Below are 11,978 nucleotides of genomic sequence, written 5' to 3' on the forward strand. Positions count from 1 at the left end.
GCACCGGCTGCGGTGTCCGTCTTCCGATGGACACCGCTCATTTCACTTGGGAAGTCGCCCATTAATTGCCGGGAACAACAAGCGCCTGCGCAAAACAAAAACGGCCTGGAAGCTTTCGCTTTCAGACCGTTTTGCAATCCAACGCAAAGGTTGGCGCGGCTGGCAGGATTCGAACCCACGACCCCTTGGTTCGTAGCCAAGTACTCTATCCAACTGAGCTACAGCCGCACGTCATGCTAGGCTGTGTCGAATTTGGCCGCTCAAATGCACGTGGCATTCGGGCAAGACCACGGGACGACACATCCCGGAAACATTAAGGGCCTCCCCAAGAGGAGACCCTTAAATTTGGTGGCGCGGCTGGCAGGATTCGAACCCACGACCCCTTGGTTCGTAGCCAAGTACTCTATCCAACTGAGCTACAGCCGCGTCGTGAGAACAGAATTATGCGCAATTCGCTCCACTTGCGCAAGTATTTTTTGAAAGTCTTTTGACAGTTGCGGGGCCCTGCGCGCGGCATGCCCGCGTGCCGCGCATATCGCATGCACGTATAGCGTGGAAAACCGGCGTCTGGCAAGAGGCGTGTCCTAGAACATTCCTTCCATGCAAAGCCCCGGTTTATGCGGGGAATCACGGTGCTCTTCGCGCGCGGCGCAGGGTATGCTACGGCTTTTCCGGAGTGGGACACCCCGCTCCCCCGCTGAACGTCTCACCCCCGGGCCGTTCAGCATGACAAGAAACTGTATAAAAGGAGGCGCTCATGGAAAAAGTCTGGCTCAAGAGCTATCCGCCCGGCGTGCCGGCGGAGATCGACGTCAACGCGTACCGGTCCCTGCTCGACCTGTTTCTCCAGAGCTGCCACAAGTTCGCCGATCGCCCGGCGTTCCACAATCTCGGCACCACGCTCACCTATTCGGACCTGGAACGCCTGAGCCTCGACTTCGCCGCCTACCTGCAAAGCCTGGGCCTCGCACGCGGCGCGCGCGTGGCCATCATGTCGCCCAACCTGCTGCAATATCCGGTCGCCGTCTTCGGCATCCTGCGTGCAGGCCTGGTCGTCGTCAACGTCAATCCGCTGTATACCGCCGGCGAACTCGAACATCAGTTGAAGGACTCGGGTGCGCAAGCCATCGTCGTCATCGAGAACTTCGCCGCCACGCTGCAAAAGGCGCTTCCGAATACGCCCGTCAAGCACGTCATCACCACACACGTGGGCGACCTCGTGCCGGCGCCGAAACGCTGGATCGTCAATTACGTGGTCAAGCACGTGAAGAAGATGGTCCCCGCGTGGCAGATTCCGCACGCCGTGCCGTTTCGCACCGCGTTGGCAAAGGGCGCCGGGCGCAAGCTCACCGATGTCCCCGTCGGCCACGACGACATCGCCTTTCTGCAATACACCGGTGGCACCACGGGCGTGGCCAAGGGCGCGATGCTCACCCACCGCAACATGATCGCGAACATGTTGCAGGCGCGTGCGTGGATCGGCAACGGCCTCGAAGAAGGCAAGGAAATCATCGTCACGGCCTTGCCGCTGTATCACATCTTCTGTCTGACGGCGAACGGACTCGTGTTCCTCAATCTTGGCGCCCTGAGCCTCCTGATCACGAACCCGCGCGACATGGCCGGGTTCATCAAGGAATTGAAGCCGTGGCGCTTCACCTTCATCACGGGCGTCAACACCCTTTTCAACGGCCTGCTCAACACCCCGGGCTTCGACGCCCTCGACTTCAGTGGCCTGAAGGGCGCCCTCGGCGGTGGCGCAGCCGTGCAGCGCGCCGTCGCGCAACGCTGGCAACAGGTCACCGGCCATCCGCTCATCGAAGCGTACGGCCTGACCGAAACGTCGCCGGCCGTCTGCATCAATCCGCTCAGCAGCGAATTCAACGGCTCAATCGGCCTGCCGATTCCATCGACCGACGTCAGTATCCGCAACGATGCGAACGAAGCGCTCCCGCTTGGCCAGGACGGCGAGATCTGCGTGCGCGGCCCGCAGGTCATGAAGGGCTACTGGCATCGGCCGGACGAGACGGCCAAGACCATCACGCCGGATGGCTGGCTGCGCACTGGCGACGTCGGCAACATGGACCCGCAGGGTTACGTGCGCATCACGGACCGCAAGAAGGACATGATCATCGTCTCCGGCTTCAACGTGTATCCGAATGAAATCGAAGGCGTGCTCGCGATGTGCCCCGGCGTGCTGGAGTCGGCAGTTGTCGGGATACCGAGCGAGAAGACCGGCGAGACGGTCAAGGCCGTCATCGTCAAAAAGTCGGCCGATCTCACCGAGCAAGTCGTGATCGACTTCTGCCGACAGCACCTGACCAACTACAAAGTGCCCCACGTCATCGAATTCCGCAAGGAGCTGCCCAAGACACCGGTCGGCAAGGTGCTGCGGCGCGAGCTGCGCTAAGCCTGAATGTAGGCATCCTCCTACCCGGACGAGGCGCGTTGGCCGACAGGCACGCGCCTTTTTTCGTTATACGCTGGGCCTTCAGCGGCCCGTCAGTTGACGCAGGACATGGGCCCCCGCGGCCATGCCGAAAGCGGCGGTCACGCACATGGTGGAACCGAAGCCCGCACAATTGAGGCCTTGCGGCGCGGCGGCCGGCGCGGGCGCTTCACCTGCCTCCGGCAGCACGCAGGCCTGTTCCGGATAGATCAGCGGTTCGTCGGAATAGACCGCCGGCACGTTGAACCTGGCCTTGGGCCCGCGCGGAAAACCATGCTGCTTGCGGAGTTGGGCGCGGACTTTCGAAAGCAAGGGATCCTGGATGGTGCGCGCAAGGTCGTCGATGCGGATACGTGTCGGATCAAGCTGGCCGCCGGCGCCCCCGACCGTGATCAGCCGCGTGCGATTTTTCACGCACCAGGCGATGAGTGCGGTCTTGACGCGTACACTGTCGATCGCGTCGACAATCCAGTCGTAGCCGCGCCCGAGCATGGCGTCGAGATTGTCGGCTTCGACGAAGTCCTCGATCAGCGAAACTTCGCAGGCCGGGTTGATGGCGGCGATGCGCTCGGCCATGGCGGTGACCTTGGCTTTGCCGTAGTTGCCGTCCAGGGCGTGAATTTGACGATTGGTATTGCTCTCGGCGACATTGTCGAGATCGATCAGCGTGAGTTTGCCGACGGCGCTTCGCGCCAGCGCTTCGGCCACCCACGAACCGACGCCGCCGATGCCGATCACGGCAACGTGGGCGCCCTGCAGGATCGCCAGCCCGGGTTCGCCATAAAGGCGCGCGATGCCGCCGAAACGGCGCGCCGTGTCAAAGTCGTCGCCCGGCGAGGCGGCCGTAACCGAACTGTTTTCGAGCGACTGGGTCGTACTGTTCATGATGAGATGGTTAACAACGTCTTTCAAATGGCTGGCGATCGTGGTTGCCGCCGTGGTGCTGGCCGTCGCGGCCTCCATTACGTGGTTCGACTGGAACCGCGCACGCCCCTGGATCAACCAGGAAGTCAGCGTGGCCACCGGGCGTCCCTTCGCGATTCGCGGCAACCTGGCGCTGCACTGGCTGCCGCCCAATGCCCAATCGCCGGGCTTCGGCCGCTGGTTGCCACGCCCGCGCCTGATCGCGAATGATATCGTGCTCGGCAATCCCGCGTGGGCTTCGGCGCCGAATATGGTCGAAGTCGGCCGTCTCACGTTCTCGCTCGAGTGGCTGCCGCTGCTCGACCAGCGTGTCATTTTGCCTGAAGTCACGCTCTCGGCCCCGCGTATCGATCTGGAGCGGCTTGCCGACGGGCGCAACAACTGGACCTTCGCCCAACCCGGCGGCAAGCCCTCGCCGTGGCGCTTCAAGATCGGCCGCCTGATACTCGAAGACGGCGTCGTGCGGGTGCAGGACCAGCCGCATGAACTCGACGTGACCACCCGGCTCGCCACCATCGACGGTCAGGCGCCTTACGGCATCGGGTTCTCCCTGTCCGGCACCTTCCATCGGGTCGCCGTGAATGGCAGCGGGCGCGGCGGCGACGTCCTGTCACTCGAAGACTCCGGCGATCCTTATCCGCTCGACGCGCAGGTGCGTATCGGCCGGACCCGTATCGCCGCGTCCGGCACGTTCACCAACCCGGCCACCCTGTCGGCGCTCGACATGCACCTGAAACTGGCCGGACCGACCATGGCCGACCTGTACCCGATCACGGGGGTCCTGCTGCCCGACACGCCGCCCTACAGTACGGCCGGCAATCTGTTGCACGAGGAAGGCGTCTGGCGCTACGAACGCTTCCAGGGCAAGGTCGGCCAAAGCGATCTGAACGGCACGCTCGTGTTCCGTCAACGCGAACCGCGATCGCTCCTGCAAGGCGCGGTCGTATCGAACCTGTTGCGCCTGGCCGACCTCGGCCCGGTCATCGGCGCAAAAACGAACAGCGCCGGCAATGACCTGTCCGGCCAGCCGCCGGCGCAGCCGACCGGAAAGGTGTTGCCCGTCGATCCGTTCAAGACCGACCGCTGGCGCACCGTCGACGTCGACGTGCAAGTCACCGGCCGCAAGATCATTCGCGACAAGAGCGTGCCTATCGACAATCTGGTCACGCATCTGGTGCTCGATAACGGTGTGTTGACGCTCGCACCGCTGCAGTTCGGGGTCGCCGGCGGGCAATTGACGTCGAATCTCAAACTCGACGGACAGGCCACGCCGATGCAAGCCACCGGCACCGTGTCGCTACGCCATCTGAAGATGAAGCAATTGTTGCCCGACGTCGACCTTATGAAAACCAGCCTTGGCGAAATCAACGGCGATGCGGCGTTGTCGGCCACCGGCAATTCCGTCGCCGCCCTGGCGGGTTCGTCGAACGGGGAAATCAAGATGCTGGTCGATCGCGGCTCCATCAGCAAGCTGCTGCTCGAATATCTGGGGCTGAACGTGGGCAACATCGTCATCTACAAGATCTTCGGCGATCGCACCGTCGAGCTGCGTTGCGCGGCATCGGACTTTATCGTGAAAGACGGCATCATGGACGCGCGCACGTTCGTCATCGACACGGAAGATGCGAGTATCGGCGTGGCCGGCCAGATCGATCTGAAGCACGAGCACTTCAACCTGACGATCAAGCCACAGCCGAAGCACTTTGGAGTCCTGTCGCTGCGCTCGCCGCTGTACGTGCGCGGCACATTCCACAAGCCGGACGTCGGGGTCGACACCGCCACGCTGATCGCGCGCGCGGGCGGCGCCGTGGCGCTGGGCCTGCTGACACCGGTGACGGCGCTGATTCCGCTGATCGAGACCGGTCCCGGCAAGGACAGCCCCTGCAATGCCCTGTTCGCCAACCTCGATCGGCCGGCGTCGATGCATCCGCCGAAAGGTGGCGGGAAATCATCGCCGAGCCACCCGCCGGCGCCGAAATCACCGCCGCCCTCCGCCAAGCCCTCAACAGCGGCCGGTTCGGGCCGCGAGCGGCCGTAAGGCGGCGTGCCGCCTCACGAAATGCCGCACCCTGCGGCATTTCGCCACGCGGGCACGTTTCGAAAAGCTTCGCTATACTGTGTTCCAACCTGCGCCACCCACTCGTGGACAACTGTCTCCCGATCCTCGTGACACATACGCTTTCCCTCTCCGACCTTCGTAAAAATTACGCGCTCGGCTCCCTGTCCGAGCATGATGTCGCGTCCGACCCGTTCGCCCAGTTCAAGCGGTGGTTCCGCCAAGCGCTCGATGCGCAGCTGGCCGAGCCGAATGCCATGACGCTGGCGACCGTCTCCGCCGATGGCCGGCCCGACGCGCGCATCGTTCTCATCAAGGGTGCAGACGAGCAAGGGTTCACGTTCTTTACCAACTATGAAAGCCGCAAGGGCCAGGAGCTGGCGGCCAATCCCTTCGGCTGCCTGCTGTTCCACTGGATCGAGCTCGAGCGCCAGGTGCGCATCGAAGGCCGCGTCGAGAAAGTCTCCGCGGCTGAAAGCGACGCCTACTACCATTCGCGTCCCATCGGCTCGCGCCTGGGCGCGTGGGCCTCGGAACAAAGCGCGGAAGTCGCCGATCGAAGTATTATCGAAGCACGCGAGGAAGCCTTTCGCAAGCAGTTCGGCGACGCCCCGCCGCGTCCGCCGCACTGGGGCGGGTACCGGCTGGTGCCCGATGCCGTCGAATTCTGGCAGGGGCGTCCGTCGCGCCTGCATGACCGCATCAAATACTTCCGGCTTGCCGATGGACAGTGGCGCGTGGCGCGCCTGTCACCGTGACGGGAGAAGGGGCAAGGCCGCTGTGGCTTGCCCCGGCGTTTTCCCGAGAGATGGCGCAACGGCGCCGGGCGGTACGGATTTAGAGATTTTTTGTGACACTTGGAGAATATCCATGTTGTGGGAGAAAAAACTCGAAAACTGGGTCACCGGCGTCAAGACATCCTCCAATCTGCCGCTCCGGCTGGCCCTGTGGAATGGGCAACACTATGACTTCGGGGCATTTGAGCGCCCCAGGGTGACGCTGCGCGTCAATGGCCCCGCAGCCATGACGCGCCTGCTCACGCCAAGTCTGGACAATCTGGGTGAAGCCTATGTCAAGGGCGAAATCGACGTCGAAGGCCGCCTGAGCGACGTTATCGACATAAGCTACGCCCTGGCCGGCAGCAGCCTGTCCGCCAACGGTGCGTTCGGGCGCATCACCCGGCATTTCAACCACTCGAAGCAATCGGACAAGCGTTCGATCGAGTTCCACTATGACGTGTCGAACGCGTTCTACCAATTGTGGCTCGACAAGAACATGGTGTACTCGTGCGCCTACTTCGAGAATGGCGACGAAGACCTCGACACAGCGCAGGTCAAGAAGATCGATCACATCCTCACCAAGATCAAGGTGCAGCCGGGCCAGACGCTGCTCGACATCGGATGCGGCTGGGGTGCGCTCGTGATTCGTGCAGCCAGCAAGTTCGGCGCGAAATGCGTGGGCGTGACGCTGTCGCAGAATCAGTTCGATCTGGCGACCGAGCGCGTCATGGCGGCCGGGCTGCAGGATCAGGTCGAGATCCGTCTGCAGGATTATCGCGACGTGGGAGGCCAGTTCGACCGCATCACCAGCGTCGGCATGTTCGAGCACGTGGGACGCAAAAACCTGCAGGGCTATTTTGCCAAAATGAATTCGCTGCTCAAGGACGACGGCATCGCCATGAATCACGGCATCACGTCGACCGATCCGGACAGCGGCGAGACCGCGATGGGCGGCGGCGAGTTCATCGACAAGTACGTGTTCCCCAACGGCGAACTGCCGCACATCAGCCTCACGCTTGAAGCCATGCAGCGCGGCGGTCTTGAGGCGACCGATGTCGAGAGTCTGCGGCGTCACTATGCCCGCACGCTCAATCACTGGGCCGAGCGCTTCGAGGCGAACGCCGCGAAGGCGCGAGAACTTGCGGGAGAAGAACGGTTTCGCGTGTGGCGCATCTATCTGGCCGGATCCGCCTACGCGTTCGATCACGATCACGTGTCGCTGTATCAGATCGTCTGCCGCAAGGCCGGCCAGCCGTCGAAGAATCTCGACTGGTCACGCAAGTATATGTACGAAGGGAAATGAGTCAGTTCGACCTGTTCGGCAGTCCTGAAGATCCGAAGTCTCCCCCCGCCGGCCAGGTCGGCAAAGGCGCTTCCTCTCCGGATACGGGCAAGCCCCGGCGCGCTGCACGCGGCACGCCGGGCGCCGCGCCCCATGATCCGTCGCTGGTCGCACTTGGCGCCGCCCTGCCCGCGCAGGTGCTGCTCGGCACGTCGTCCTGGTCGTTTCCCGGCTGGCGTGGCATCGTCTGGGACGACGATTACAGCGACGCCAAACTCTCACGGCAAGGCTTGACGGCCTATGCCGCGCACCCGGTCCTGCGCTGCGTCGGCATTGACCGGTCGTTCTATTCACCGCTCTCGATCGCCGAATATCAAAAGTATGCGGAGCAGGTGCCGCGGGATTTCCGCTTTCTGGTGAAGGCGCCGAGCCTGGTGACCGATGCCGTCGTGCGCGGCGAAAAGGGAGAAGGCGTGTCCGAGAACCCTTGTTTTCTTGACGCGCGCATTGCCGCCGAACAGTTCGTCACGCCCTGTCTCGCCGGCCTCGGGCCGAATGCCGGGGTGCTTGTGTTCCAGGTATCGCCGCTGCCGTTCACGCTATTACGGGATGTCCCCGCCCTGATCGATCGCCTGGACGCGTTCTTCGCCGCCTTGCCGCCGCTGCCGGGTGCGGCCGGCGGCGGCGGTCCCGGTCCGTGTTATGCCCTTGAAATTCGCGACGGCGCATTGTTGACACCGCGCTTGATGCGGATGTTGGGCCAGCATGGCGTGCGCTACTGCCTCGGCCTGCATGCGCGCATGCCGAGCGCGGAGCGTCAGGCGGCGGCATTGGCCTTGCTCGACGAAGCCGGCGCAGGCCCGCTCGTCGTACGTTGGAGCCTGCACAGCGGACATCGCTACGAACAGGCAAAGGCGAAATATGCGCCGTTCGACAAGATTGTCGACCCGGACCCGGCCACGCGCGATGTCATCGCCGCGTTGGCCGGCCACTATGCTCGCGCCGGACACCCCGTGTTCGTGATCGTCAACAACAAGGCGGAAGGTTCGTCCCCCCTGTCATGCCAGGCGTTGGCCGAGGCGATTACTCGCTGACGGCCAGCGCCGCGCGGTCGATTTTCCCGCCGAACTTGATCTGACGGATGCGTCGCACGCGCCATGCGGCCACGAGCGCGGCGATGCCGGTCAACAACACGCCCGCATGCACCGAACCGACCAGCGTCTGCCGCGCCGTTTCGACGAGCGGCGCACCATTGGCCCCCAGGGCATGCATATCGGCCAGCAATGATGCGCGCAGTTGGGCGTCGATCAGAATGCGCGGGTCCAGCACGCGGCTGGCGGCCTGTGCGAACGGCGTCGCTGCGTACGCGGAAACCGCGGCGCCCACGCCTTTGGCGTATTGATGATTGACCAGCGTGCCGACAATCGTGGTGCCGAGCATGCCACCGACCATCCGGGTCGACTGGAGCAAGGCCGTGGTGATGCCGAAGCGTTCGCTGCCCGCGATTTCCTGCCCGAACACGTTCAGATTGTTGAGGATGAACCCCAGTCCGATCCCCGCTGCCGCCATCGCCAGCGCGATCAGGCCCTGCGGCGTGTCGCGGTGCGCGAGGGCAATGCCCGCCGCCGATACCGCCAGCAGGCAGAACCCGAGCGTCACCATATTCGTCGGCCGCGACAACCGGACCACGATCGGCGTGTTGATGAAGCTGCCGAGGGCAATACAGCCGGCCAGCGGCGTGGCGACCAGCCCCGCCGCTTGCGGGCTGAGACCAAAGCCGCCCTGCAGCAGCAGCGGTGCGAAGAAAATCAGCGAAAACATTACGAAGCCGGTCAGCATCGACAGCGAGAACAGCACGACCATTTGCGGATGGCGGAACATGTCGAGGGGCACGATCGGGTGCGTGACGCGCCGTTCGGTACGCAGCAGCCAGTACACGCCGGCCGCGACGGCCGCAATCAACACCGCATTGAACACGGACAAGCCATGCGCGGGCACATTCTCGATGAACACCTGGAAGCCGCCGAGCACGACGGCGATGAGCCCCGCGCCGCGCCAATCGATCTGCACCCGGCCGCGGTCCTTGCGCGCAAAATTCGGCAGATAGCGCCAGACGAAGTACAGCGCCGCCAGCCCGACCGGCAAGTTGACGAGAAAAGTCGAGCGCCAGCCGAAGTGCTCGCTGAGCAGGCCGCCCAATGATGGCCCCGCAGCCGTACCGATGCCGTAGGCCGTCGAGATCACGACCTGCCAGCGCACGCGTGTCCGGGCGTCGGGAAAGAGATCCGGGACGGACGCGAATGCGGTGCCGACCATCATGCCGCCGCCCACACCCTGGAGGCCGCGCGCGAAAACGAGGAACGGCATGTTCGGCGCAAGGCCGCACAGGACCGAGGCCCCCGTAAACGTGACGACCGAGGCAATGACGAAGCGTCTGCGCCCGAAATAGTCCCCGAGGCGGCCGAAAACGGGCACCGTCACGACGGAGGCAAGCATATAGATGCTGGCGATCCAGGCGTAGTACTCGAAGCCTTTGAGTTCGGAGACGATGGACGGAAGCGCGGTACTGACTACGGTCTGATCGAGGGCGACCAGCATATTGACAAGCGCGATACCGAGCATGGCCATCAGGGCATCGCGAAAAGGCAGGGGACGCACGGAAAACTACCAAAAAACCAGGAAAGGCTCCATTCTATGCGAAAAGTAATGAATATATTAATCTCCACGCGTGGCGCGCCTTTCCGGGAGGACAGCGCCGCCAACGCGCCGGGGCGCAACCGGGGGAAGGTCAAGCCCTCCCCGGCGACCGCCGCTCACATCGCGCCGGTCTTCAAGCGCTTGGTGAACTTCTCGCGGAATTTCTTGAGCTTCGGGGCGACGACAAATGAGCAGTACCCTTGATCGGGATGCTGCTGATAATAATGCTGGTGATAGGCTTCGGCCGGCCAGAACGTCTGCGCGGGCACGACTTCCGTCACGATCGGCGCGCTGTACGTCAACTCGGCCATCAACTCGGCGATAAGATGGTCGGCGCACTTGTGCTGATCTTCGTCGTGAAAAAAGATCGCAGACCGGTATTGCGTGCCGACGTCGTTGCCCTGACGGTTCAGCGTGGTCGGGTCGTGGATCGTGAAGAACACCACGAGCAACTCTTCGAAGGTCACCACATTCGGGTCAAAAGTGAGCTGTACGACCTCGGCGTGGCCGGTATCGCCGTCACACACGGCTTCGTAGCTCGGGTTGTCGACCTTGCCGCCCATATAACCCGACACGACTTTCTTTACGCCGTCGAGCTGCTCGTAACACGCTTCGAGACACCAGAAGCAGCCACCGGCGAGGGTGGCGGTCTGAAGGCCGGAACCGGGGTTCGTCTGCTGGGACATCTTGACCTCGCTTGTCGGGCGCCGGGGCGCCATGAAAAAAGGGCGAGACACCGAAAAACCGGTCTCCCGCCCTATTGTGGCCCAAGCTGCCGATTCACGACAGTCAGGCATGTCCCGCCTTATTCATTTCAGGCAGCGCGTCACGCCTGCGTGAGCAGCGGATGCATCAGCCGTGCGCCCACGCGCGCCGTCAGGCCATCGCGGTCGAACGACGGATTGTATTCCGCGATATCCGCCACGCGCAGCTTGCCTGAACGCCGCACCACGCCGATCAGCCCTTCCACCACTTCAAACGGCACGCCGTGCGCGGCCGGGGCGGACACCCCCGGCGCCTTTTCGCCCGGCAGCACATCCATATCGATCGTCAGGTAAACGTGGCTGACCTTCGCCAGCTCGGCCGCCAGACGCTCGCACATTTCGGGCAAACGGTGCGCGAGCATGTCTTCGTCGACCCAATACGTCACGCCCAACTGGTCCGCACGCTCGAACAGGGCGTCGGTATTGCTGTAGCGCGAAACGCCGAGGCACGCATAGTGGAACGGCGCCTGGCGCCCCGCCAGCAACTGCGCAATCTGCCAGAACGGCGTGCCGGAGCTGGCCGTCGGCTGTGCGCGCAGGTCGAAATGCGCGTCGAAGTTGAGGATCAACAGCGGTTCGTCGCGCAGGCGGTCGCCGAAATGCTCCGCGATGCCGAGGAAGGTGCCGTAAGCGATCTCGTGACCGCCGCCGAGCACGACCGGGCGCGCGCCGCCGCGCAGCACTTCCGCCACACGATGGCCGAGCGCCGCCTGTGCGGCTTCGAGCCGTCCGTCGGCACAAACCACATTGCCGCCTTCGAACACGGCCGGCTCACCGTGCACCGGCAAGCCCGCCAGCGCGCGGCGCAGCATATCCGGCCCTTGTACCGCACCCGGGCGGCCATGATTGCGCCGCACACCTTCGTCGCTGCAAAATCCCAGCAGCACCGCGCCGCCCGCGACCTGCGACGCATCATAGTCGCGCAGGACCTGATGCAGGCGCAGCGTATGACCGGTTTCGCCGGTGTCCACACGGCCTTGCCAGACCGTTCTATCGATTGTCATGCGAGTATTCCTGCCTGTATTTCCAA

Annotated in this window: 9 protein-coding genes and 2 tRNA genes; 5 read left to right on the forward strand and 6 right to left on the reverse strand. The window is 63.6% G+C overall.

Translation table 11 applies throughout. The features are described from left to right. Nucleotides 1–151 precede the first annotated feature (151 nt). Nucleotides 152–228, reverse strand: a tRNA-Arg gene (locus PTE30175_RS10200). Between the two features lie 121 nt (nt 229–349). Beyond that, a tRNA-Arg gene (locus tag PTE30175_RS10205) sits at nt 350–426 on the reverse strand. A 331-nt stretch (nt 427–757) separates the two neighbouring features. Between PTE30175_RS10205 and PTE30175_RS10210 the strand changes: the two genes are divergently transcribed. Next, complete coding sequence (locus tag PTE30175_RS10210) at nt 758–2,407, forward strand: AMP-binding protein (protein WP_150696954.1); 1,650 nt, start codon at nt 758–760, stop codon at nt 2,405–2,407. An 81-nt stretch (nt 2,408–2,488) separates the two neighbouring features. Here PTE30175_RS10210 and PTE30175_RS10215 read toward each other — a convergent pair whose 3' ends face one another. Then, nucleotides 2,489–3,331, reverse strand: coding sequence for a tRNA threonylcarbamoyladenosine dehydratase (locus tag PTE30175_RS10215; protein WP_150696955.1), 843 nt, complete (start codon nt 3,329–3,331; stop codon nt 2,489–2,491). On the opposite strand from PTE30175_RS10215, the gene PTE30175_RS10220 reads away from it, so the two are divergent. From PTE30175_RS10220 to PTE30175_RS10235, 4 genes are all read left to right on the forward strand, one after another. Beyond that, on the forward strand, nt 3,330–5,408 hold the full coding sequence (locus PTE30175_RS10220) for an AsmA family protein (protein ID WP_224788687.1): 2,079 nt from the start codon (nt 3,330–3,332) through the stop codon (nt 5,406–5,408). The genes PTE30175_RS10215 and PTE30175_RS10220 overlap by 2 nt on opposite strands. A 128-nt stretch (nt 5,409–5,536) precedes the next feature. Next, nucleotides 5,537–6,184: a pyridoxamine 5'-phosphate oxidase gene (gene pdxH, locus PTE30175_RS10225; RefSeq protein WP_150696956.1), complete on the forward strand. Its 648-nt coding sequence runs from the start codon at nt 5,537–5,539 to the stop codon at nt 6,182–6,184. A 112-nt stretch (nt 6,185–6,296) separates the two neighbouring features. Next, nucleotides 6,297–7,508 carry an SAM-dependent methyltransferase gene (locus tag PTE30175_RS10230; RefSeq protein WP_150696957.1) on the forward strand — a complete coding sequence of 404 codons (1,212 nt, stop codon included), beginning with the start codon at nt 6,297–6,299 and terminating at the stop codon, nt 7,506–7,508. Then, nucleotides 7,505–8,581, forward strand: coding sequence for a DUF72 domain-containing protein (locus PTE30175_RS10235; RefSeq protein ID WP_150696958.1), 1,077 nt, complete (start codon nt 7,505–7,507; stop codon nt 8,579–8,581). The genes PTE30175_RS10230 and PTE30175_RS10235 overlap by 4 nt, the downstream gene beginning before the upstream one ends. Here PTE30175_RS10235 and PTE30175_RS10240 read toward each other — a convergent pair. The 3 genes from PTE30175_RS10240 to hutG form a co-directional block, all read right to left on the reverse strand. Next, nucleotides 8,571–10,109: an MFS transporter gene (locus PTE30175_RS10240; RefSeq protein WP_150697102.1), complete on the reverse strand. Its 1,539-nt coding sequence runs from the start codon at nt 10,107–10,109 to the stop codon at nt 8,571–8,573. The genes PTE30175_RS10235 and PTE30175_RS10240 overlap by 11 nt on opposite strands. Nucleotides 10,110–10,300: 191 nt before the next feature. Beyond that, on the reverse strand, nt 10,301–10,870 hold the full coding sequence (gene msrA / locus PTE30175_RS10245; protein WP_150696959.1) for a peptide-methionine (S)-S-oxide reductase MsrA: 570 nt from the start codon (nt 10,868–10,870) through the stop codon (nt 10,301–10,303). 140 nt (nt 10,871–11,010) lie between these two features. Continuing rightward, the gene (hutG, locus tag PTE30175_RS10250) at nt 11,011–11,952 is read right to left on the reverse strand and encodes a formimidoylglutamase (RefSeq protein WP_150696960.1); all 942 of its coding nucleotides are present in this window, start codon (nt 11,950–11,952) and stop codon (nt 11,011–11,013) included. Nucleotides 11,953–11,978: the final 26 nt, after the last annotated feature.

It is taken from the genome of Pandoraea terrae (assembly GCF_902459695.1).
In the GTDB taxonomy this organism is placed as follows: domain Bacteria; phylum Pseudomonadota; class Gammaproteobacteria; order Burkholderiales; family Burkholderiaceae; genus Pandoraea; species Pandoraea terrae.